18 protein-coding genes and 2 riboswitches are annotated in these 23,774 nt (G+C 64.8%); of the genes, 14 read left to right on the forward strand and 4 right to left on the reverse strand.

Going from position 1 to position 23,774, the window contains the following annotated elements; translation table 11 throughout:
- Positions 1-173: 173 nt before the first annotated feature.
- Entirely contained in the window at positions 174-2,645 is a 2,472-nt protein-coding gene (locus tag PCA31118_RS23055) for a heavy metal translocating P-type ATPase (RefSeq protein WP_150627308.1), read from the reverse strand.
- Positions 2,646-2,946: 301 nt separating this feature from the next.
- Between PCA31118_RS23055 and PCA31118_RS23060 the strand changes: the two genes are divergently transcribed.
- From PCA31118_RS23060 to PCA31118_RS23070, 3 genes are all read left to right on the forward strand, one after another.
- A complete protein-coding gene (locus PCA31118_RS23060; RefSeq protein ID WP_150627309.1) occupies positions 2,947-3,147 on the forward strand; it encodes a heavy-metal-associated domain-containing protein in 201 nt (66 codons plus the stop codon).
- Positions 3,148-3,352: 205 nt separating this feature from the next.
- Positions 3,353-3,529: riboswitch (FMN riboswitch) on the forward strand.
- 97 nt (positions 3,530-3,626) lie between these two features.
- The gene (gene ribB / locus PCA31118_RS23065; RefSeq protein WP_246190395.1) at positions 3,627-4,343 is read left to right on the forward strand and encodes a 3,4-dihydroxy-2-butanone-4-phosphate synthase; all 717 of its coding nucleotides are present in this window, start codon (positions 3,627-3,629) and stop codon (positions 4,341-4,343) included.
- Between the two features lie 214 nt (positions 4,344-4,557).
- The gene (locus PCA31118_RS23070) at positions 4,558-5,136 is read left to right on the forward strand and encodes a PaaI family thioesterase (protein WP_150627310.1); all 579 of its coding nucleotides are present in this window, start codon (positions 4,558-4,560) and stop codon (positions 5,134-5,136) included.
- 196 nt (positions 5,137-5,332) lie between these two features.
- On the opposite strand, the gene PCA31118_RS23075 is transcribed toward PCA31118_RS23070, so the two are convergent.
- The gene (locus PCA31118_RS23075) at positions 5,333-7,120 is read right to left on the reverse strand and encodes a cation:proton antiporter (protein WP_150627311.1); all 1,788 of its coding nucleotides are present in this window, start codon (positions 7,118-7,120) and stop codon (positions 5,333-5,335) included.
- 590 nt (positions 7,121-7,710) lie between these two features.
- On the opposite strand from PCA31118_RS23075, the gene PCA31118_RS23080 reads away from it, so the two are divergent.
- The 4 genes from PCA31118_RS23080 to PCA31118_RS23095 all read left to right on the forward strand — a co-directional run bounded on the left by PCA31118_RS23080 (position 7,711) and on the right by PCA31118_RS23095 (position 11,208).
- Complete coding sequence (locus PCA31118_RS23080; protein WP_150627312.1) at positions 7,711-8,406, forward strand: DUF2848 domain-containing protein; 696 nt, start codon at positions 7,711-7,713, stop codon at positions 8,404-8,406.
- 13 nt (positions 8,407-8,419) lie between these two features.
- Positions 8,420-9,130 (forward strand): GntR family transcriptional regulator, encoded by a 711-nt coding sequence (locus tag PCA31118_RS23085; RefSeq protein ID WP_150627313.1) that lies wholly within the window; start codon positions 8,420-8,422, stop codon positions 9,128-9,130.
- Between the two features lie 2 nt (positions 9,131-9,132).
- Positions 9,133-10,521 (forward strand): amidase, encoded by a 1,389-nt coding sequence (locus PCA31118_RS23090; protein WP_150627314.1) that lies wholly within the window; start codon positions 9,133-9,135, stop codon positions 10,519-10,521.
- A 174-nt stretch (positions 10,522-10,695) separates the two neighbouring features.
- On the forward strand, positions 10,696-11,208 hold the full coding sequence (locus PCA31118_RS23095) for a disulfide bond formation protein B (protein ID WP_150627315.1): 513 nt from the start codon (positions 10,696-10,698) through the stop codon (positions 11,206-11,208).
- Between the two features lie 36 nt (positions 11,209-11,244).
- Here the strand turns inward: PCA31118_RS23095 and PCA31118_RS23100 are convergent, their stop codons facing one another.
- Positions 11,245-12,210 carry a LysR substrate-binding domain-containing protein gene (locus PCA31118_RS23100; RefSeq protein ID WP_150627316.1) on the reverse strand — a complete coding sequence of 322 codons (966 nt, stop codon included), beginning with the start codon at positions 12,208-12,210 and terminating at the stop codon, positions 11,245-11,247.
- Between the two features lie 279 nt (positions 12,211-12,489).
- On the opposite strand from PCA31118_RS23100, the gene xdhA reads away from it, so the two are divergent.
- The 7 genes from xdhA (at position 12,490) to PCA31118_RS23135 (ending at position 22,846) form a co-directional block, all read left to right on the forward strand.
- Entirely contained in the window at positions 12,490-13,962 is a 1,473-nt protein-coding gene (gene xdhA, locus PCA31118_RS23105) for a xanthine dehydrogenase small subunit (protein WP_150627317.1), read from the forward strand.
- 12 nt (positions 13,963-13,974) lie between these two features.
- Positions 13,975-16,314 carry a xanthine dehydrogenase molybdopterin binding subunit gene (gene xdhB / locus PCA31118_RS23110; RefSeq protein WP_150627318.1) on the forward strand — a complete coding sequence of 780 codons (2,340 nt, stop codon included), beginning with the start codon at positions 13,975-13,977 and terminating at the stop codon, positions 16,312-16,314.
- Positions 16,314-17,429, forward strand: coding sequence for a xanthine dehydrogenase accessory protein XdhC (gene xdhC / locus PCA31118_RS23115; RefSeq protein ID WP_217431293.1), 1,116 nt, complete (start codon positions 16,314-16,316; stop codon positions 17,427-17,429). Before xdhB ends, xdhC begins: the two co-directional genes overlap by 1 nt.
- A gap of 104 nt (positions 17,430-17,533) precedes the next feature.
- Positions 17,534-18,574: an adenosine deaminase gene (locus PCA31118_RS23120; RefSeq protein ID WP_150627319.1), complete on the forward strand. Its 1,041-nt coding sequence runs from the start codon at positions 17,534-17,536 to the stop codon at positions 18,572-18,574.
- Positions 18,575-18,960: 386 nt separating this feature from the next.
- Positions 18,961-20,409 (forward strand): NCS2 family permease, encoded by a 1,449-nt coding sequence (locus PCA31118_RS23125; RefSeq protein ID WP_246190396.1) that lies wholly within the window; start codon positions 18,961-18,963, stop codon positions 20,407-20,409.
- 15 nt (positions 20,410-20,424) lie between these two features.
- Positions 20,425-21,765, forward strand: coding sequence for a guanine deaminase (gene guaD / locus PCA31118_RS23130; RefSeq protein ID WP_425495393.1), 1,341 nt, complete (start codon positions 20,425-20,427; stop codon positions 21,763-21,765).
- A 326-nt stretch (positions 21,766-22,091) separates the two neighbouring features.
- Positions 22,092-22,276: riboswitch (yybP-ykoY riboswitch) on the forward strand.
- A 12-nt stretch (positions 22,277-22,288) separates the two neighbouring features.
- Positions 22,289-22,846, forward strand: a complete 558-nt coding sequence (locus PCA31118_RS23135) for a TMEM165/GDT1 family protein (RefSeq protein WP_246190397.1) — start codon at positions 22,289-22,291, stop codon at positions 22,844-22,846.
- 109 nt (positions 22,847-22,955) lie between these two features.
- On the opposite strand, the gene PCA31118_RS23140 is transcribed toward PCA31118_RS23135, so the two are convergent.
- Positions 22,956-23,546, reverse strand: coding sequence for a DUF4136 domain-containing protein (locus tag PCA31118_RS23140; RefSeq protein WP_174990576.1), 591 nt, complete (start codon positions 23,544-23,546; stop codon positions 22,956-22,958).
- Positions 23,547-23,774 lie beyond the last annotated feature (228 nt).

Consider the following 23,774-nt stretch of genomic DNA (forward strand, 5'->3'; position numbering starts at 1 on the left):
TTAAGGCGACGCACTCTGCGGTATCCGCAAGTGCGTCACCCCTACAATTTCATTATGCGCCGTTCACCTTGTGCCGGGGCAAACCACCCTCAAACGCCGACGCGGCGGGCCTCTTGAGCGCGTGCCGGTTATCCGACACCGCGGCGCTATCACACCATCCCGCTATGGCCCTATCACGCGCCCCCGCCCTGATCCGCAGGACGCCACCGGCGCAGCAGCAGCGCATTACTGACAACACTCACGCTGCTAAGCGCCATCGCCGCCCCGGCAATCACAGGGCTCAATAATCCGAGCGCCGCCAGCGGAATGCCGACCACGTTGTAGGCGAACGCCCAGAACAGGTTTTGACGAATCTTCGACCACGTGCGACGCGACACGTCGATGGCATCCGCCACGCGCAGCGGATCGCCACGCATCAACGTGATACCCGCCGTCTGCATCGCAACGTCCGTGCCCGACCCCATGGCAATGCCGACATCGGCCGCCGCCAGCGCCGGGGCGTCGTTAATGCCGTCTCCGACCATGGCTACGACCGCGCCGTCGCGCTTGAGTTGCGTAATGACCTCGGCCTTGTGTTCCGGCAGAACGTCGGCGTACACCTCGTCGAGGCCCAGCGCCTGCGCCACCGCCCGGGCACTACCTGCGTTGTCGCCCGTGACCATGACGCAACGCACACCCAACGCATGCAGACGATCGATGGCGGACCGTGCGCTCGCCTTGAGCGTGTCGCCAAACGCCAGCAGGCCGAGCAGGCGTGCCCCGGCGGGCTCGCCCGTCTGTTCACCGCCCGTCTCCATCAGCCAGGACACCGTCCGCCCTTCGCCAGCCAGTCTGGCGGCCTCCTGGGCCAAGCTTCCCTGCGAGACACCGACTTCATCGAGCAAGCGCGCATTTCCGAGCTGGAGCACATGCTGACGCTGCACGCCGGTCTCCGACGCGATCCGAATCGTGGCCCGCATGCCACGGCCCGGCAACGCTGCGATGTCGGACGCCACCGGGACGGCCGACGTCTGGCCGGCCTCCTCGACCGCCGTCATGACCGCTTTGGCCAACGGGTGGGAACTGCCGGACTGCACTGCGGCGGCCCACTGCAACAGTCTTTCGGCCGTTGCCCCCTCGGCCGGCAGGTAAGCGACCAGACGCGGCTTGCCTTCCGTGAGCGTTCCCGTTTTGTCGAAGGCCACGACGTTGACGCGATGCGCCAGTTCGAGCGCTTCGGCGTCCTTGATCAGAATGCCCTGCCGCGCAGCCGCGCCCGTGCCGACCATGATGGCCGCAGGCGTTGCCAGACCCAGCGCGCACGGACACGCAATCACCAGCACCGCCACGGCATTGAGCAGCGCCGCCTCAAGCCCAATGCCCAGAAGCCACCCGCCAATGACAGTGGCAATGGCGATCAGGACCACCACCGGCACGAACACCGCCGCCACGCGGTCGACGGCACGCTGGATCGGCGCCTTGCCGGCCTGCGCATCTTCGACCATACGGATGATGCGCGCCAGCGCGGTGTCTGACCCGACGGCCGTCGTCTCCACGCGAAGGGTGCCGGCACCGTTGATCGAACCGCCCACGACCTTGTCGCCATCGGCCTTATCGATGGGCAATGGCTCTCCGGTCAGCAAGGACTCGTCCAACTGGCTCGCACCCTCCCGAATCACACCGTCGACCGGCACACGCTCACCGGCGCGCACCACTACCCAGTCCCCCACGCTGACCTGCGCAAGCGGGACAGAAACCTCACTGGCGGCGCCATGCGGATCGCGTAGCACCCGTGCCGTTTCCGGACGCAACGCCGCCAGCGCCCGGATAGCCTCCACAGTGCGGCGTTTGGCCCGCGCTTCGAGCCATTTGCCCAAAAGCACCAGCGTGATGACCACCGCCGCCGCTTCGAAATACAAATGCGGCATGCCGCCGGCGGGCGCACGCCACCATTCGTAAAGGCTCAGACCATAGGCGGCCGAGGTGCCCAGCGCCACGAGCAAATCCATGTTGCCGCTGCCGGCCCGCACCGCCTTATAGCCCGCGCGATAGAACCTCGCGCCCAGCCAGAATTGCACCGGCGTGGCAAGCAGCCACTGCACCCACGGCGGCGGCATGACGTGCACACCGAACGGCTCGACGAGCATCGGCAGCAACAAGGGCAGGGACAACACCGCCGCCACGGCCACCGGCCACCATGCCGGCCCCTGTTCGCTCGCGTGGACCTGTGCCGGATCGGACACAACGGACGCCTCATACCCCGCTTTCTCAACGGCCGTCGTCAACATGGCGACGTCCACGACCCCGCGCACGCCTCGCACCGCCGCACGTTCGGTTGCCAGATTGACGCTCGCCTCGATGACGCCCGGCACGTTACGCAGCGCCTTTTCCACACGCCCCGCGCAAGACGCGCAGGTCATGCCGCCGACGGCGAGTTCGAACGATTGCTCTGCAACCTGATATCCGGCGTCGCTCACTGCCGCTTCGACAGCGCCCAGCAAGGCCGCAGGCGTGACGTCGGCACTCGCCTCGACGGCTGCCGTTTCGGTAGCGAGATTCACATTGGCGCCTGTCACGCCGGGCGCGCGCCGCAACGCCTTTTCCACCCGCGTCACACACGACGCACAGGTCATGCCTTCGATGCCGACCGACCAGTTCTGAGTCATTTATGGGCCTCCGTGAGGACTGTCATCATGCGTCACAGCATAGACCTTGCCATGACAGGAAGGTCAAGCACTGTATGGCAGCTTGTTGTGTGTCACATTGCGGACCTTTTCCTGCGCAACTCGTGAAGCGCTCATCCACCACGATAGCGCCACCGGAACCGCCTATGTTTGGGGGACGTCTGACCCGTTACCCGATTCATCCGAAAAAAAAGCGCTTGAGCTTACCGTCGTAGGAAGGTCTATGATCTGCGTCACTGATCAGTGACATTCGTGCAACCGAAACGCTTTCAAGGAGAGCAACATGCAAGTGCAAGTCGAAGGAATGAGCTGCGGTCATTGCGTCAAGGCCGTCACGCGTGCCATCACCGAGCGCGATGCGCACGCCAAGGTCAACGTGGATCTCGGTGCTGGCCGTGTCGAGGTGCAAAGCGAACTGTCACCCGCCGAAGTCAGCGCCGCCATTACGGAAGCCGGTTACACGGTCAAAGGCACGCAGGCCTGAGCGCCGGATCGGCCTCGGATCGGCCCCGGATCGGACTCGGATGGGCGCCGGATCAATCTCCGGCGTCCATCCATTCCCACGTGAGCCGCGCGGCCTTCGCTGCAAAGCCGCGACAGCTTGTGCTACGCTCTCTCTCGCCGAATACGCAATGACGCCGCGCAATGCGTCACAACGACGCACCGTCAGGCGACATTCGTTCGGTAATACACGTCTTCAGGGCGGGGTGAAAGTCCCCACCGGCGGTATGTGACGCCGCGCAGTCCGCTGCGCCGTCATGAGCCCGCGAGCGCCTGCCAGCGTTGCTTGAGCGACATCGGCAGGGTCAGCAGATCTGGTGCAAAGCCAGAGCCGACGGTCATAGTCCGGATGAGAGAAGATGCGTCGACACCCGCGTGCTATGGGATGCCGTTCCATGGTCACGTCCGTTCGCATGCCCCGAAAACGTTTTTCGCCCGATTGACTTACGCGAGGAGCGTTTCATGTCCACCAGCACCAACCGCAATCCCCAAGCTGCATCGCAAGACATCGCATCGACCGACGATCTGCACGCCTACCCGGCATTCGCCGATCTGCCGCCGGTCGAGGTCCGCCTGAACGCGGCGCTCGACGCCATGCGCGAAGGCCGCCCCGTCATCCTGATGGACGATCTCGACCGGGAGAACGAGGCCGATCTGATCGTCGCCGCAGAGAAAATCACCCCCGCCACGATGGCCATGCTGATCCGCGAATGCAGCGGCATCGTTTGTCTTTGCCTGCCTGACGAGACGCTCCGACGCCTCGATCTGCCGCCCATGGTCGAGCAGAACCAGAGCCGTTACGGCACTGCGTTCACGGTGACGATCGAAGCGCGTCAGGGCGTGAGCACCGGGGTGTCGGCCGCCGACCGCGTAACGACCATTCGCGCAGCGATTGCCGACGACGCGCAACCGTCCGACCTGTCGCGCCCGGGTCATGTCTTCCCACTGCGCGCGCAACCGGGCGGCGTGCTCACGCGTCGCGGTCATACGGAAGGCTCCGTGGATCTGGCGATTCTCGCTGGCCTGAAGCCCGCCGCCGTGCTGTGCGAATTGATGAACCCGGACGGCACGATGACGCGCGGCGCCGACATCGAGCGCTTTGCCAAACAGCACGACCTGCCGATCCTCACCATCGACGAGCTGGCGAACTACCGCCTCAGCCACGCGCAGGCGGCCTGACGACCCTACGTAGTCCGCCAATGGCGCGGCGCGACCGGCTCGTTCGATCCGACCGGTCCAGCCCATACTGCCTCAATGTCCGGCGGCAAGCGCGTCCAGCGCCCTTGCCGTCGACGCTTCCCTCTAACCCGAAATGCGCCATCGAGCGCGGGCACTCCTATAATCGCCAGACAAGCCGAATGCCTAGCATCATAAAAGTTACGAGGAAGACATCATGAGCCACAAGCCGGACAACGCCACGGATGCCGCCGCCGTACTGGCGCAATGGGAAGCCGATGAAGCCGCCGTGCGCAGCCGCATCTCGAGAGAAGGCCCTGCGCGCTACGGCGTAGCGACCCCGTCCGACGTGATCGGCCTGTCCGGTCAGGAAATTTTCGATGCGATGTTCGCGGGCAAGCTCCCGATGCCGCCGATCAGTGAAACGCTCGGCTTCATTGCCGTCGAAGTCGCCAACGGTCGGGCTGTCTTTCAGGGACGCCCGGCGCTGCCTTACTACAACCCGCTCGGATCGATTCACGGTGGCTGGTTTGCCACGCTGCTGGACTCGGCCGTCGCCTGCGCGATTCACTCGACGCTGCCCGCCGGTCGCAGCTACACCACGCTCGAACTCAAGACCAACATGGTGCGCGCCCTCACGCGCGACATTCCGCTCGTGCGCGCCGAAGGCAAGGTCATCCAGGCGGGCCGCCAGGTCGGTATCGCCGAAGGCCGCATCGTCGGGCCGGACGGCACGCTGTACGCTCACGCCACGACGACCTGCCTGATCTTCGACTTCCCGCCGAAGAAGGCCTGAGCGAAGCGCTGACGTAAAGCGAAGCGCTGACGTAAAGCGAAGCGCGAACGGAAAATGAAGCGCGCCGGTGACCGGCACCGCCCCGCGTTTCCTGCATTGGCTTTCGTTCAACGACAAAAAAGCCCGCCGAAGGATGACCTTGGCGGGCTTTGTCGTTGTCAGATGTGCCGGCACATCGTCAAACCATCATGCAGCCTCAGTGCGACGACGGTCCGCCACCGCCGTGCTCGCCGTCGGGCTGGTGCTCGAGCGTTTCCTTCAGGGCGATCTGCAGCTTGGCGTGCATCCGCACGAACCAGCTGCGCATGATGATGGCCAGCACCACCGTGCCTGCCACGATCAGCACGATCATTTCGGTAGACGGCAGGATACTCGCCGAGAGCGCCGCCACCAGAAGAATGACACCGACCATGGCGGCAATCGGCAGGATCTCGGCCACCACACGCCGCACCTGAAACGTGTAGCGCCCCGTCAGACTCGGCGGCACCGACAGTTCCACCAGCAGCAGGGACAGCGACTTGAGCTTGCGATACACCGCAATCAGGAACGGCAACGACAGCACCAGCGCCCCGCCCCACACCACCGCGCTTTGCAGGCTCGGATCGGAGACCCACGGCTTCATCAGTTCGGCAAGACGGCGATAGAAGAAGGCGCCGCCCAGGAAAATCGTCACGACCAGCGCCAGATTGATCGCCACGCTCACAACGATGCGACGCACGATCGTCACGATCGTGGCGCTGTCTCCCGTCAACTGAATGCTCTGCAGCCACTGCGTGTATTGCCCGAGCACATATGACAGACGGCCCGGCATCGCCCGTCCCAGCCACCCTGTGAACGGATCGGCGCTCTTGATGAGATACGGCGTGAGCAGCGTGGTAATGACCGAGACGGCCACGGCAATCGGATAGAGGAAGTCGCTGGTGACCTTGAGCGAGAGCCCGAGCGACGCAATGATGAAAGAGAATTCGCCGATCTGCGAGAGCCCCATGCCGACACGCATGGACGTTCGCCCATCCTGTCCCGACAGATAGGAACCGAGCCCGCACGAGACGATCTTGCCCACCACCACGGCCACCGTGATCACGAGGATCGGCCACACGTACGTGACCAGCACGTGCGGATCCAGCAAGAGGCCGATCGTGACGAAGAAGACCGCGCTGAACATGTCTCTGAGCGGTGCAACCAGCCGTTCGATCGTGTGGAGTTCACGCGCTTCGGCCATGATCGCGCCGATCAGGAACGCGCCGAGCGCCACGCTGTACCCCATCTGGATCACGAGCAGACAGAAGCCGAAGCACAGGCCAAGCACGACGACCAGCAACATTTCGTCGCTCTTGAATTTCGCCACGTATGCCAGGATGCGGGGCACCAGCAAAATGCCCACGACCAGCGACACGACCATGAACAGCAGCAGCTTGCCCAGCGTGAAGGTGGCCTCGCCGGCATCGACCTGACCGCTGATGGCGATGCCCGAGAGCAGCGCGATCATGCCGATGGCGAGCACGTCCTCCACGATCAGCACGCCGAAGATCAGTTGCGCGAAACGTTCGCGCTTCATGCCCAGTTCGTCGAGCGCCTTGACGATGATGGTCGTCGACGAGACCGCCAGCATGGCGCCCAGGAAGATCGAATCCATCGCCTTCCAGCCGAAGAAGCGGCCGATCTCGTAGCCGATCCAGAGCATCAGTACGATCTCGGTGATGGCTGCGACGAACGCCGTCACGCCCACCCGCGCGAGCTTGCGCAAGCTGAACTCCAGACCCAGTGAGAACATCAGGAACACGACACCGAGTTCGGCAAGAATCCCGATGGTCTTCTCGTCATGGATGAGCGCAAACGGCGGCGTGTAAGGCCCGATGATCACGCCAGCCACGATATAGCCGAGCACGACCGGTTGCCGGAATCGGTTGAAGATGACCGTCACGATGCCCGCGAGCAGCATGATGACGGCCAGATCCTGAATGAAGTCGATGGCGTGATGCATCCGATACGTTCTCCCCGCAGCGCGTTGCGCCGATATTGATGTTCTTGAACCCACGCCCGGAACGCGCCGCATCTCGATGCGAGACGCCGCGAAGACACGAGACGTGATGCTTGATAAAGGTAGGAAGCCGGGCAGGTATTGCGCCCTGCCGGCTTGATAGACGTTGCGTTCGCTCGCCCGAGCTGACTCGTCCGCCCGGATCGCGATGTCTGATTCCGGCGCTCCGCTCCCCGCTTTCCGAATGCTCGGGCGGACGGACTGCCGAACCGTCTGTCTGCGTACCCCGCAGGGGTCTCCGGTTCGCACACCGGAACCGCAAATCAGACGAACATTCGGCCGGAAACCGGCGCCGAATCAATATACGCGATGGCTGGACACGCGCGCAACCCAAGATTGACGGGGCTTTTCATAAAAAATTCCCGTTTTTCACGTTGTTGTCTGAAATTTTTTTTCTTGCTTTTTGTCTCCCTCGCCTGTGAAATATCACATCAATATCAAACGAATTCCACCTGAACCGTCATATCGGCGTGCGCAGCTGGTCTTCCGGCGCCGCGCTGCGCCGGCGTGTCTTTCACAGGAGTCGTCGACGTATGAGTTCTCGCTTGACCTTTGCGGTGTCCGCCGCTTCACCCGGCGCCGCCCCCGTCCATGTCGACGTCGCGCTCGACACCCTGATCGTGGCCGGATGGGCCGGACGCGACGCGGCAGCCGTCGAGCATCACATCGCCGAGTTGGCTGCGCTGGGCGTGCGCCGCCCGTCGAGCACGCCTTGCTTCTACCGTCTGGCCCCCGCCCTGCTCTCTCAGGACGACGCCATCGACGTCGTCGGCCAGACGAGCAGCGGCGAAGCCGAATGTGTGCTCGTGCGCCAGGGCGACACGCTGCTCGTGAGCGTCGGCTCGGATCACACCGATCGCGAAGTGGAAGCCTATGGCGTGACCGTCTCCAAGCAGGTTTGCGCCAAGCCGGTCGCCCGCGACGCGTGGCGCTTCGCCGATGTCGCCGCCCACTGGGACCGACTGGAACTGCGCTCGTGGGTGACAAACCATGGAGAGCGGCGTCTTTATCAGGAAGGTACGGTCGCCGGTCTGCTCTCGCCTCAGGAACTGATGGCGAAGCTCGGCGCGTCGGGCTTGCCTTCGGGCGCGGCAATGTTCTGTGGCACACTCGCTGCCATTGGCGGCGTGGCGGGCGGCGAGCAGTTCGAGATCGAATTGCACGACCCGGTCCTCGGCCGCACGATCCGGCATCGCTACGCCACGCAGGCGCTGGCGATCGCCGACTGACTGCCTTCCTCCAATGCCCAACGACACAGCCTTCGAGTCACGTCCCGATGCCGATGCAGTAACGGCCACCGCCATTTCGCCAACGGCGCCCGATGGTCGCAGCCTGACCGAGCGCGCGTACGAAGCGATCAAGCACGACATCATCACGTTGCGTCTGCGCCCTGGCGAGACCCTCAACGAAGCGCAACTGATGCAGTCGACGGGACTCGGACGTACACCGGTGCATCAGGCGATGCACCGGCTGGCGCTCGAAGGGCTGCTGGTCATCCTGCCGCGCAAAGGCGCGATGGTCGCGCCCGTCTCGCTGAACGATGCCCTCGAGATCATCGACGTGCGCATGATCAACGAGACGTATTGCGTCGAACTCGCCGCGCGGGCCGCAACGCCGGGCGACCTCGCCGCCATGCGCGCCGTCCTGGCGGGTTCGCGCGAGGCCATTGCAACGAGAGATGTCGCGCAAATGATGCGTATCGACCGCGATTTCCATCTCGCGATCTCGCGAACCTCACGCAACCACACACTCGCAGAGTTGCTGCGCGGTCTGCACGAGCGGTCGCTGCGCTTCTGGTTTCTCGCACTGTCGACGCCCAGCCATCTGGAGGGCGTCTACGAAGAGCATCTCGAACTGTTCGAAGCGCTTGCCGCGCATGACGGCGAGCGCGCCCGGCGGGCCATCGCCCGTCACATCGAAGAATTCCGCACCCATATTCTGAAAGCGATCTGAACATGAGCACCGACGCCATCGATCTGCAACGCCCCCTGTCCGAACTCGCCGCTGCGCTCGACACCGGACGTACCACCAGCCGCGCCCTCACCGAGCAGGCGCTCGCGCGCATCGCCGACCCGGCCGGTCAGGGCAAGGTCGTGTTCACGCACGTCGACGCGCAGGCCGCGCGCGACGCCGCCGACGGCCTCGACGCGTTGCGCCGTGCAGGCACGCGTCTGTCGCCGTTGATGGGTATCCCCGTCTCGGTCAAGGATCTGTTCGACGTGGCGGGGCAGGTCACGCGCGCCGGTTCCACGGTACTCGCCGACGCAGCCCCCGCTACGCACGACGCGCTTGCCGTCGCGCGCCTGCGGCAGGCCGGGGCGGTCATCGTCGGCCGAACCAACATGACGGAGTTCGCCTTCTCGGGGCTCGGCCTGAATCCGCACTACGGCACGCCGCGCTCGCCGTGGCAACGCGAGGTCGGACATATCGCAGGCGGGTCGTCGTCGGGCGCTGCGGCGTCCGTGGCCGATGGCATGGCCGCCGTCGGTCTTGGCACCGATACCGGTGGCTCGATTCGCATTCCTTCGGCATTTTGCGGGCTGACGGGTTTCAAGCCCACCGCAGCGCGCACCCCGCGCGACGGCGCGCTCCCCCTGTCGACGTCGCTCGACTCCGTCGGGCCCATCGGCCGCTCGGTCGATTGCTGCGCCCGGGTCGACGCCATTCTCTCGGGCAACACGGTAGACGAATCGCCCGCCATGGCGCGCGACGTGCGCGGCCTGCGCTTCGGTGTGTTGACCAATGTCGTGCTCGACGGTGCTGAGCCGGCCGCCCTCGCCACCTACGAACGTGCCCTCGCCACGCTCGCCAACGCTGGCGCCACGTTAGTGGAGTTCACATTCGCACCGTTCGACAACCTGCCCGCCATCAACCGCTTCGGCTTCTCGCCCATCGAGGCCTATGCCTGGCATCGCAAACTGCTGGCCGAACGCGCGGACGGCTACGATCCGCGGGTGCTCGTGCGCATTCGCAAGGGGGAACCGGCAGGCGCGGCCGACTATATCGATCTGCTCAATGCACGGGCCGCCCTCATTGCCGCCGCGAGCCCTGTCTGGCAGAGCTTCAACGCGGTGCTGTGCCCGACCGTGCCGCTCACGCCTCCGGCCATTGCCGCGCTCGAAGCCAGTGACGAGACCTTCACAGCGACCAACGCGCTCGTCCTGCGCAATCCCACGGCCATCAACATGATCGACGGGTGCGCGTTCTCGCTGCCGTGCCACGCGCCGGGAGAGGCCCCAATCGGTCTGATGGCCAGCGGCGCGTCGGGCGACGACGCCCGTCTGTTCCCGGTCGCGCGCGCCATCGAGCACGCGCTGCGCGCAGCCGGGCTTGGCGCGCGTTGACCTTCGGAGAGCACCCAAGCGTCTGATTTCGCGGCGAAAAGTTCCGTAACTTTTTCACTCACACGCGACTCACACGCGGCTCGGGCTGGGGTTACAATCCCAGCCCAAGTGCCTGCCGCCCGGCGTCATGCGGGGATCTGCGGGATTTGTGACGGCCCACCGCCCCGAAGTGAAATGAACGCTCAAATCGACCCGGCCCTGCGCCGCGAACGTCTGCTGTATCTCCTGCTCACCGTGGTTTGTCTTGCCTTGCTCGGCGGCGCTCTGTACTTCCAGTACGTGCTTCACGAAGACCCGTGTCCGTTGTGCATTCTCGCGCGCTACGCGCTCGTGCTGATCGCGATCTTCGGGCTGGTGGGCGCGGTCTCGCGCGGATGGGCGGGCATTCAGGTCGCACGTGTGCTCGCCGCGCTCTCGGCCATTGGCGGCATGGCCGCGTCGGCCTATCTGATCTACGTGCAGGCCAATCCGATGGCGAGTTGCGGTTACGACGTCGTCGAAGCGTTCGTGGACAATCTGCCGACCTCGCGACTGCTGCCGCAGGTCTTCCAGGTGCAGGGCATGTGCCAGACGTTGTATCCGCCGATCCTCGGCCTGACGCTGCCGATGTGGTCGCTCGCCGCGTTCGTCGTGATTTTTCTGTCGCTGGCGTTGCATCGCCCCCGCCGCGCCATTTCGTTGCGCTAAGACGCTAGAACGCCAAGACACCAGGACGCCTTCCGCTCAGGGCCTCACCAGCGCCGGCGCGTCCGCTGCGGCCCCGGTCGCGGCGTCGAGCTCCGTGGCCACTTCGGCAATGCGTCGCCGCAACCACGTCACCTCCGGCGCGGCGTGGGTGCGCTCGTGCCACAGCTGATAGAAACGCATCGGCGGGAAGTCTATCGGCGACGGCACCACGCGAATCGGCAGATAGCGCGCGTAGTGCTGCGCGAACTGGCGACCCGTCGTGAAGACCAGATCGGTGCGCATGAGCACGTACGGCACCAGTCCGAAATACGGCATCGTCATCTGGATGTTGCGCCGCAGGCCCTGCTCGGCCAGATAGCCGTCGATGAAGCTCTGGCGCTCGGCCACGTAAGGCATCGGCGCCAGATGCGGCAATTCAAGGTAGTGTTTGAGCGAAATACCCTTGTTGGCGAGCGGATGCTGCGCACCGAGCATGCAGACCACTTCGTCGTCGAACAAACGCGACATATGCAATTGCGGCGGCGGCTCCAGCCAGTTGCCGATCACCACGTCGAGCGAACCGTTCTCCAGCGCCCCCGCGTAATCGAACCCGGCATTGATCGGCTGGACATGCAGTCGCGCCGACGGGGCGTCGCGGCGCAGCACTTCGGCGATATTGGGCAGGAAGACGGCGTCGAGATAGTCGGGTGCGCCCAGCCGGAACGCCCGCGTGGTGGTTTGAGGCGCGAATTCCGTGCTCGGATGCGTGATACGCTCGATGGCGGCCAGCGCATCGGTGGCGTAGCCCAGCAATTCCCGACCGCGCTCGGTGGCGACCATGCCGCTCTTGCCACGCACCAGAATGGCGTCGCCGGTGATCTCGCGCAGGCGGCGCAACGAGTTGCTGATGGCCGGTTGCGACTGGCCCAGCTTGAGCGCGGCGCGCGAGACGCTTTGTTCGGTCAGCAGCGTATGGAGCACCCGCAGCAGGTAGGCGTCGATCTGTTCGCGGGGTCTTTGCATGGGCGGGGCGCTCGGGTGGCGTGTTGAACACCGGAAAACGGCGGGTTGAGCGGTAGTTTATGACAATGGCGCGTCATCGGGGCGCCCGAATAGCCATCATCATGGCAGCGAAATATTTCCCCATGCCGCCGGTGCTATCTTCGGCTCATCCCCACGCCGGCCGTTCCGTTAGCGATACCGATAGCGATACCGATAGCGATACCCGATACGCCTCGATACGCCTCGATACGCTCGATACGCCCGGCCCCCCAGCCATCACACTGCACTACACTGAGAACCATGGAGACACAAGCCATCCGCTTCTTTTACCGCGGCAAGGTGCACGAGGTCACTGGCGAAGCCACGACCCGCACCGTGCTTCAGTACACGCGCGAAGACCTGCACTGCACCGGCACCAAGGAAGGGTGTGCCGAGGGCGACTGCGGCGCCTGCACGGTCGTGATCGGCGAGCTGGCCGACGATGGCGGTGTAGCCCTGCGTGCGGTCAACGCCTGTATCCAGTTCCTGCCCACCCTCGACGGCAAGGCCCTCTTCACGGTCGAAGACCTGCGCGCCGCCGACGGCACGCTGCACCCCGTGCAGCAGGCGCTGGTGGATTGCCATGCCTCGCAGTGCGGCTTCTGTACGCCGGGCTTTGTGATGTCGCTGTGGGCCATGTACGAGAATCGTCCGGCGCAAGCGGGATGTCCGAGCCGCCGCGAAATCGACGACGTGCTCTCCGGCAACCTGTGCCGCTGCACCGGCTATCGTCCGATCGTCGATGCCGCGCAAAAGATGTTCGACCTGCCGCGCCGCGAATTCGATCGCAATGCGCTGGCCGAACAGCTCCGGGCGTTGCAGCGCGGCGACACACTCACCTATGAGCATGACGCTCACGTCTTCCACGCCCCGCGCACGCTCGCCGAACTGGGCCGTCTGCGCGCCGCTTATCCGGACGCCCGCATTCTGGCCGGCAGCACGGACGTCGGCCTCTGGGTCACGAAGCAATTCCGCGACCTGAAGCATCTCATCTACATCGGTCAGGTGGCCGAACTGCGCGAGATTTCGGAAGGCGCGAACGATCTCTATATCGGTGCGGGCGCCCTGCTCAACGACGCATTCGACGCGCTCGTCGTGCACTATCCGGATCTGGCCGAATTGCGTCAGCGCTTCGCGTCGTTTCCGATCCGCAACGCGGGCACGCTCGGGGGCAACGTCGCGAACGGCTCGCCCATTGGCGACTCGATGCCCGCGCTGATCGTGCTCGGCACACGCATCGTGCTGCACCGTGAAGGCGCGGTGCGCGAGATGCCGCTCGAAGACTTCTACCTCGCCTATCAGAAGAACGCGCTGGAAGCGGGCGAATTCGTGCAGGGTATTCGCGTACCGCTGCCAGCCGCCGCACAACGCTTTCGGACCTACAAGCTCGCCAAGCGCTTCGATCAGGACATCTCCGCCGTGTGTGCCGCGTTCGCGCTCGAGCTCGACGGCGACACCGTGCGCGGCGCCCGCGTCGCCTTTGGCGGCATGGCGGCAACGCCCAAGCGCGGCGCCGCCATCGAAGCGGCGCTGACCGGTCAGCCGTGGACGGAGGCCACCGTGCGCGCTGCCATGGCCGCCGTGGCGAGCGACTATCAGCCGCTGTCCGACATGCGGGCGACGAGCGCTTATCGTCTGGCCGGTGCACAGAATCTGCTGTATCGTTTTTTCCTGGAAACGCGCACCGACGCGCCGCTTGCGGCGCACGAAGTCAACGCGTTCGCCAACGTCTAACCGGAGCCGCCCATGAACACCCAAGTTGAAGGCTTCATGACGCAGACCGCTCAGACTGCCGCACAGGTCGGCCGCTCTCGCACGCACGAGTCGGCCGAGCTTCACGTGGCCGGCGAAGCCACGTACACCGACGACATTCCCGAGCTGCAAGGCACGCTGCACTGCGCGCTCGGCCCGTCGCCAAAGGCCCACGCCCGCATCCTGTCGCTCGATCTCGACGCCGTGCGCCGTGCGCCGGGTGTGGTCGCCGTGCTGACCGCCGCCGACATCCCCGGTGTGAACGATTGCGGTCCCGTGGTGCACGACGATCCGATTCTCGCGGACGGCATCGTCCAGTACATCGGACAGCCGATGTTCGCCGTGGTGGCCGAATCGCACGACGCCGCCCGCCGTGCCGCGCGTCTGGCCAAGGGGGAATTCGAAGATCTGCCTGCCATCCTCACGCCGCAAGCCGCCAAAGCCGCTGGCGCAGGCGTGATCCCGCCGATGCAACTGCGTCGCGGCGACGCCGATGCCGCCCTGCAGGCCTCGCCGAACCGTCTGACCGGCACGTTCGAATGCAACGGGCAGGAGCAGTTCTATCTCGAAGGACAAATCTCGTACGCGATTCCCAAGGAAAACGACGGCCTGCATATCTATTGCTCGACGCAGCACCCGAGCGAGATGCAGGCGCTCGTGTCGCACGCGCTGGGCTGGCACAGCCATCAGGTGCAGGTCGAATGTCGTCGCATGGGCGGCGGTTTCGGCGGCAAGGAGTCGCAGTCCGGCCTGTTCGCCTGCGTGGCCGCACTGTGCGCCACGCGTCTGAAGCGCCCCGTGAAGCTGCGTCTGGATCGTGACGACGACTTCATGATGACGGGCAAGCGTCACGGCTTCTACTTCGAATACGACGTCGGCTTCGACGACGAAGGCCGCATCACCGGCGCCAAGGTCGACATGACGTTGCGCGCCGGTTTCTCGGCGGATCTGTCGGGTCCGGTCGCCACGCGCGCCATCTGCCACTTCGACAACGCCTACTATGTGCCGGATGCCGATCTGCGCGCCCTGTGCGGCAAGACGAACACCCAGTCGAACACCGCGTTTCGCGGCTTTGGCGGCCCGCAAGGCGCGCTCATCATGGAAGTGCTGCAAGACGCCATCGCCCGGCGTCTGGGCAAAGATGCGCTCGACGTTCGCCGGGTGAATTTCTACGGCAAGACGGAGCGCAACGTCACGCCGTACGGGCAGCTCGTGAAGGACAACATCATTCACGAGCTGGTCTCGGAACTGGAGCGCACCAGCGACTACCGCGCGCGACGCGACGCGGTTCGCGCCTTCAACCGCACGAGTCCGGTACTGCGCAAGGGGCTGGCGCTCACGCCGCTCAAGTTCGGTATCTCGTTCAACGTGCAGGCCTTCAACCAGGCCGGCGCCCTCGTGCACGTCTACCGCGACGGCTCGATGCTCGTGAACCACGGCGGCACCGAAATGGGTCAGGGCCTGAACACCAAGGTCGCGCAGGTCGTCGCCCATGAGCTGGGGGTGGACCTCTCGCATGTGCGTGTGACGGCCACCGACACGAGCAAGGTCGCGAACACGTCCGCGACGGCCGCCTCGACCGGCGCCGACCTGAACGGCAAGGCCGCGCAGAACGCCGCATGGCAAATCCGCCAGCGTCTGGCCGCGTTCGCCGCGCAAAAGTACGGCGGCTCGGCAGACGACGTGCGCTTCGCCAACAACGTCGTCAGTGCGAACGGCAACGACATCCCTTTCCCGGAACTCGTGGAAGCCGCCTACTGGGCACGCGTGCAACTGTGGTCCGACGGTTTCTATGCCACACCGGGCCTGTCATGGGACGCCAAGACGATGAACGGCAATCCGTTCTACTACTTTGCGTATGGCGCCGCGGTCTCGGAAGTGATTCTCGACACGCTCACCGGCGAATGGCGTCTGCTGCGCGCCGACGTGCTGCACGACGCCGGCAAGTCGATCAATCCGGCGCTCGACATCGGTCAGGTCGAAGGCGCGTTCATTCAGGGCATGGGCTGGCTGACGACGGAGGAGTTGTGGTGGAACAAGGACGGCAAGCTCATGACGCACGCGCCGTCCACATACAAGATCCCCGGCATCAGCGATTGCCCGACGGACTTCCGTGTCGCGCTGTATGAAAACGCCAACGTGATGGACTCGATCCATCGCTCGAAGGCGGTCGGCGAGCCGCCGCTGCTGCTGCCGTTCTCGGTGTTCAACGCGCTGCGCGATGCGGTGGCGAGCGTCAACGACTATCGCGACGAACCGGTCCTGAATGCACCGGCCACGTCCGAGGCGCTCCTCATGGCGATCACCGAACTGCGCACCCGGAGCGCCGCCTGATGCACCGTTGGGTCGACGCCGCTCACAAGCTGCTCGTTCGCGGTGAAGCGGCCGTATTGGTGACGATCGCGCGCGTGGAGGGCTCGGCACCCCGCGAAGCCGGCACCCATTTGCTGGTCACGCGCGAGCAGGTGTGGGAGACGATCGGCGGCGGTCACCTGGAATGGCGAGCCATGGATGTGGCTCGCCAGTTACTGCGTCAATATGGACATCAAGGCGCGCGGCACGTCGAGCGGTTCGCGCTCGGGCCCAGTCTCGGACAATGCTGCGGCGGTGCCGTCACCCTCGCCTTCGAAGTGCTCACACTGGCCGATCTGGCCTGGGTGAGCGCGCTGCACAAGCGTCTCGCCGCCGGAGAAGCGAGCCTGCGCAGTGTGGCGTTCGGCGCGCCCGGGGCGGATGCGGCGGCCAGTCAGCAGCAGGGCGGCCCGGTCTTGCTCAGCGAGCTCGATGCCGACGAGGCGCTGGCGCATCCGCACACCCTCACGCGCGACGCCGACGACGCCGCCTGCTCCTTCTGGCAGGGCAGCGACGGCTGGCTGTGGCTGAGCGAGCGACTCGCGCCGAGCGACTTTCACATCGTGCTGTTCGGCGCAGGGCACGTCGGACAGGCGATCGTGCAGGTACTGGCGACACTGCCATGCCGCGTGACGTGGGCCGACGAGCGCACCGAGACATTCCCCGAATCGGTGCCGCCGAACACCCTCGTCGAATCGACCGACACGCCTGAGGCGCTTGTCGCCGAAGCACCACCCGGCACATTTTTCCTGGTGATGACGCACAACCATGCGCTCGATCAACGCCTGTGCGAAGCCATCTTCCGGCGTGACGATTTTGCCTATTTCGGGCTGATCGGGTCGATGACCAAACGCCGGCAGTTCGAGCATCGCCTGCGTGATCGCGGTGTGCCGCCCGAGCGTTTCGCGCAGATGATCTGCCCCATCGGCGTGGCGGGCATCACCGGCAAAGCGCCGGCCACGATAGCGATTGCCGTCGTCGCGCAGTTGCTGCGCGTGCGCGAGCAGCAGATGCACCAGATGCAACAGTCCCAGCAGTCGCATCAGGTGCTGGAGAGCGCCCCGGCGCCGGGGCCAGACGACGGCGTTGCCGTCTGATCGCGCCCGCCGCCCACCTCCTCCACCGCAACCGGATGACCGGCAAGCGCCTGCGACGGTAAAATCGCGCCCATACCCCCCATCCCCCTCACCAAGACAATTCCATGCCACTCACGCCAGAACTCGCCAAGACCCTTTGCGCCATGCCCAAGGCGGAGCTGCATCTGCACATCGAGGGCACACTGGAGCCCGAGCTGATTTTCCGGCTCGCCGAGCGAAACCGGGTCAAGCTGCCGTACCCGAGCGTTCAGGCTCTGCGCGACGCCTACGCCTTCACCGATCTCCAGTCGTTCCTCGACATCTACTACGCGGGCGCGAGCGTGCTGCTCACCGAGGAAGACTTTTACGACATGACGCGCGCCTACATGGCGCGCGCGGCCGCCGACAACATCCGTCACACCGAGATCTTCTTCGACCCGCAAACGCACACATCGCGCGGCGTATCGATGGCGACGGTGATCCACGGCATCGAGCGCGCGCTGGCCGAAGCGGAAACGCAGAACGGCATCACGAGCCGCCTCATTCTGTGCTTCCTGCGCCATCTGCCCGAAGACGATGCGCTGCAAACGCTGGAGACGGCGCTGCCGTATTTCAACAGCCATGGGCACCGTCTCGTGGGCGTGGGACTCGACTCCTCCGAGCAAGGCCATCCGCCCAACAAGTTCGCCCGCGTGTTCGAGCGCTGCCGCGCGCTCGGCTTGCGAATCGTGGCCCATGCCGGTGAGGAGGGGCCGCCCGAGTACATTCACGAAGCGCTGGACATGCTGCGCGTCGAGCGCGTCGATCATGGCGTGCGCGCCATCGAAGACGAGGCGCTGCTGGACCGTCTGGCCCGCGAGAAGATCGCGCTGACGGTGTGCCCGCTGTCGAACGTGCGTCTCAAGGTGTTCGACCACATGGGGCAGCACACGCTGCACCAACTGCTCAAACGCGGTCTTGCGGTGACGATCAACTCGGACGACCCCGCCTATTTCGGCGGCTACCTGAACGAGAACTTCCTGGCCACCTTCGACGCCCTCGACATGACGCTCGACGACGCTTACACGATGGCAAGGAACAGCTTCGAAGCATCGTTCATCGACGACAGCGAGAAGCGTCGACTGGTGGGAGAACTGGAGCAGTTCCGCGCCGCGCAGACCGCATGAGTGCATGAACGCCGGAAGGCAGTGACATAAGGCGCCCGGAAGGACGCTCGCCGCACAGCTCGCGAACGCCCGAATCATTCGGGCGTTTTTTTATGTCTGCGCGGCCAGCATGGCGTAGCAGTTTGCGCCGGATGTCTCCGGATGGCGCGGGGGCGTCGATTGGCGCGGGGTGGCGCGGGGTGGCGCGGGGTGGCGTCGGCTTGCGCCGATGGCTTCCAATTCGCTCGCCACATTACCCCGCGATGATGTGGAACATTCCGCACGAGGAATATTTTCACCGGGACCCGATGCTATTTTTCGAGCGTGCCCCGATGGACGTCAAAGGTGCCCCCACACCCAACGACGTCAGGCGCACTCAACATAGAACATATCGGAGACAACACCCCATGGACTCATCGCTCAGCCCCCCGGCGAGTAATGGCCTGCCCCCGGCCCAGACCTCTGCCGCCCCCGACGCGGCCCCCGAGCACACGCGCGTGGTGGGCGCGCAACCGGCCTCCGTGCTCGACCGCTATTTCGGCATCACGGCGCTCGGCTCCACATTTCGGACCGAAGTGATCGCGGGTATCACGACTTTTCTCGCGGCGATGTACATCATCGTCGTGAATCCGGCGATTCTGTCCAAGACGGGCATGGCCTTTCCGGCGGCCCTCACCGCCACAGTGCTCATCAGCTTCTTCGGGAGCTGCGCGATGGGGCTCTACGCCCGCAATCCGGTGCTGGTCGCCCCTGGCATGGGCCTGAACGCGCTTTTCGCCTTCACGATGGTGCACGGCGTGGGCATGCCCTGGCAGACAGCGCTCGGCTGCGTCTTCTGGTCGGGCATTCTCTTCGCACTGCTGGCCGCGCTCAACGTGCGGCGCTTTGTCGTCGAGGCGATTCCCGCGAACCTGCGTTACGCGATTTCGTGCGGCATCGGCCTGTTCATTACCGTCATCGGGCTTGTCAACGCCAAGCTGGTGGTGAGCGATCCGGTGACGGTGGTGCGTCTGGCGCACCTGTCGCCGCCGACGGTCACCTTCCTCATCGGCCTGGCGCTCACGACCGTGCTCGTCGCCCGACGCGTGAACGGCGCCCTGATGATCGGCATTGTCGTCACCACCCTCATGGCCGTGCCCATCGGCCGGTTGTGGGGTGACGGCAGCGGGTACTTTCCCAAGGAAATCGCGACGGCCACGCTGGTGAACTTCCAGGGCTTCTTTGCGGCACCGGACTTCTCGGGCATCGGCCAGCTGGACCTGCTCGGCGCGCTGAAGGTGGCCTACCTGCCGTTCATCTTCGTGATGCTCTTCACGGCGTTCTTTGATACCCTCTCGACCTTCATGAGCATTGCCGAAGCGGGCAACATGAAGGATCGCGACGGCAACCCGCGCAACATGCGTCAGGCGATGATCGTCGACTCGTTCTCGGTGCTGATCTCCGGCCCGCTCGGCACGAGCCCGGCGAATGCCTACATCGAATCGGCGGCCGGTATCGCGCAGGGAGGCCGAACCGGGCTGACCGCCGTGGTTTGCGCGCTGCTGTTCCTGCCGTTCCTGTTTCTCTCGCCGATGCTCTCGCTGGTGCCCGCCATCGCCACCGCCCCGGCGCTGATTCTTGTCGGTGTGTTTATGATGGAATCCGTGGCGCGCATCGAATGGCACAGAATGGACGAAGCCATCCCGAGTTTCATCGCGCTCGTGATGATTCCGATCTCGTATTCGATTACCGACGGCATCGCCTACAGCTTCCTCGCGTTCGTCGTCCTCAAGCTGTTCACGGGACGCGTGAAAGAGATCAAGCCCGCGATGTGGGTCGTGGCAGCGCTCGCCGTGCTGCTGCTCACGCAAATGTAACGACAGAAGGCCCCGATGATGTCTACCGAAAACGAAGCCACGCAGGGCGTACGCGCTGTGCGTGCACAACTGGTCTACTTCACGCACGATCCCGCGCGCGCTTACCTCGACGGCACGCCGGGCACGGTGCACCATACCGACGGTATCGTCGCGTTCGAGAACGGGCGCATCACCGCCGTGGGCGATTACGCCAAAGTGGCGCCTACCCTGCCCGTCGGCACCCCCATCGACGACCTGCGCGACAAGGTGATCACGCCGGGCTTCATCGACACGCATATCCACTATCCGCAGACAGACATGATCGCCTCGCCTGCGCCGGGGTTGCTGCCGTGGCTCGAGAAGTACACGTTCCCGACCGAGCGCCGCTTCGAGAACCCGGAATACGCGGCGGACGTCGCCCGATTCTTCCTCGACGAACTGCTGCGCGGCGGTACCACGAGCGCACTGGTCTATTGCACGGTACATCCTGGCTCTGCCGATGCCTTCTTCAAGGAAAGCGATACGCGCAATCTGCGCATGGTGGCGGGCAAGGTGATGATGGACCGCAACTGTCCCGAGTTTCTTCGCGACACGGCCGAGAGCGGTGCGCGCGACAGCGAGGCGCTGATCCAGCGCTGGCACAACAAGGGGCGTCAGTTGTACGCGCTCACGCCGCGCTTTGCGCCGACATCGACCGAAGCGCAGCTCGGCGTCTGCGGCGAACTTGCGCAACAGTATCAGGACGTGTTCATTCAGAGTCACGTTGCGGAGAACACCGACGAGGTCGAATGGGTCCGCTCGCTGTTCCCGGGCCATCGCAGCTACCTTGACGTCTACGATCACTACAAGCTGCTGCGCAAGCGTGCCGTGTACGGCCATTGCATCTGGCTCGATGAGCACGACCGTCGCCGCATGTTCGAGACGGGGACCGTGGCAGCGCACTGCCCGACGTCGAACCAGTTCCTGGGCAGCGGCCTGTTCGACTTCGCCGCCGCAGAAGCCACGCGCATGCCGGTGACGCTCGCAACCGACGTGGGAGGCGGCTCGACTTTCTCGATGCTGCAGACGATGAACGAGGCGCACAAGGTGGCGCGTCTGTCCGGCTACCATCTGTCGGCCGAACGCATGTTCTATCTCGCGACCGAAGGCGCGGCGCATGCGCTGGATCTGCATGGCACCATCGGCACACTGGCCGTCGGCGCCGAAGCCGATTTCGTGGTGCTCGATCCGAAGGCGACGCCGCTGCTCGCACGTCGTACCGCACTGGCCGAGTCGCTGGAGGAATTGCTGTTCGCCTTTGCGATGCTGGGCGACGACCGCGCCATTGCTACGACCTACGCGGCTGGCAAGCCCGTGCATCGACGCACCGCGCACTGACGCTCAGTGGGTCGTCGGCGACTCAGTGCACCTAAGTGTGCCTTGGTGTGCCTGAGCGCCTTCGGCAAGGCTTTGATGGCTTACGCGTGGGCACGGATACAGGCGGATACAGGCGGATATGGGCGGATACGTCGGATAGTCGCCTCAGCTCGCATCCGTGTCCACGCGGTCGCCGACCGTGCGCAAGGGGCATACGGTCGGGGATCTCCTTGGGCAGCCGCTGGCTGCCCTTTTTTGCTTTGCCCCGGGCGTGACGGCGTCACCGGCCACTGAGGCCCATCGGATGCGAGGCTTGCCCGCGACCGCCTCGCCAGTGCTATAATCCGCTCCGATTCATTGGGGAGTAGCCGCCCTGTCATAGACATCTGTCTTCGGCAGGGGCGTACGTCAACAAACTTGGCCGGTTCCGGCTATGGCGTGCGCAGCCCTCGGGCCTGGCGAGACCGATGACGATGCTTCCGCCAACCGGGCCGGGATGCATTGTCATTGGCTCGCAATTACACGGCCCGGCGGAGAAAAAAAGGTGTCCCCCTTCCTCGTATCGACCGGTGTGGTCGCGCTTGCCGAAATCGGCGATAAAACCCAACTGCTGTCCCTCGTGCTTGCTGCGCGCTTCAAGAAGCCCGTGCCGATCATTCTCGGAATTTTCGTCGCAACGCTCGTCAACCACGGTTTTGCCGGCGCCGTCGGCGAATGGCTCTCGACCGCGATCAATCCCGTCATCATGAAATGGGCCGTCGTGGCCTCCTTCATCGGCATGGCGATCTGGATTCTCATCCCCGACAAACTCGACGACGACGAGGCCGACACACGCCGCAAATTCGGTGTGTTCGTGTCGACCATCATCACGTTCTTCATTGCAGAAATGGGAGACAAGACGCAGATCGCGACGGTCATGCTGGCCGCGCGCTATCAGGACTTCTTCGGGGTCGTCGCTGGGACCACGCTCGGCATGATGCTCGCGAACGTGCCTGCGGTGCTCGTCGGCCACAAGTTCTCGGGGCGTCTGCCCACGCGCGCCGTGCACGCGGTGGCCGCCGTGATCTTCCTCGTGCTCGGCATCGTCACGTTGATGCAGTAATGCCCCAATGGCGCGAGGGACCGGCCGGCGACTCGCGCCGTTGGCATGGCCGCCGTTGGTGCGACTCACGGCGGGAATGCAGACATGACAGGCAGACCGGCGACCGGACCTACTTACCGACCTTTTGCTGCACGGTGACCGTCTGCCCGCTCGGGAACGGCAACTGCCTGAGTGCCGCATCGATCAGGAAGGGCATGGCCGAAGCCATCGAGGTACCGGCGTCGCTCGTGTCGGCCTGCACGCGGTAGACCTCCTTGCCGCTGGCGCGGTCGGTGAACCGCAACTGCAAACCGGCGAGTGCGTACGGATAGTCGCGCTGCACGTACGCAGGCGGTCCCGCGTACGGATAGCCATACCACCCCCATGGGCGACCCCAAGGCCCCCACGGACCGGGCGCGAACATCGGATCGTAAGCCGGCTCCGTCACACGCATGACCTGCTGTTGAATGCCGTAGGCCATGCCGATCAGATAGTGCGCACTGGACGCGCTCTGCTCGCTGAAGCCGTCCCCCGCGAGACGGTTACGCAACCACTGCTCGTAAGTCGCATGCTCCTGATTGTTCTGTTGCTCGGGCGTTCGCGTCAGCGCGTAGGTGCGAGGGCCTTCGAATCCCGGCGCGCTGCCGAACGCCGTCACCTGACTGGTGACCGTGCTGGCACATCCGGCCAGCCATACGCTGGCGACGGCCAATGTTGCCATTCCCCATCGTTTCCACATGATTTGCAACTCCCGAGATCCAACGAACACAGCGGTAGCCGAGAGGGCCTTCGCCTGAAAACCGACTGCCGGACGCGGTCTATGCGCCCTTCCCACCTGAGAAACTGCGACGATTTAAGCATAGGACGGCGTCCTGCGCGCATACGAATCATTTGACGGGCACATGAGGCGAAAATTCAGCAAATTTGCGGCTCGGACACTAAGGTGACG

The sequence above is a fragment of the Pandoraea captiosa genome, from assembly GCF_902459775.1.
Lineage (GTDB): Bacteria > Pseudomonadota > Gammaproteobacteria > Burkholderiales > Burkholderiaceae > Pandoraea > Pandoraea captiosa.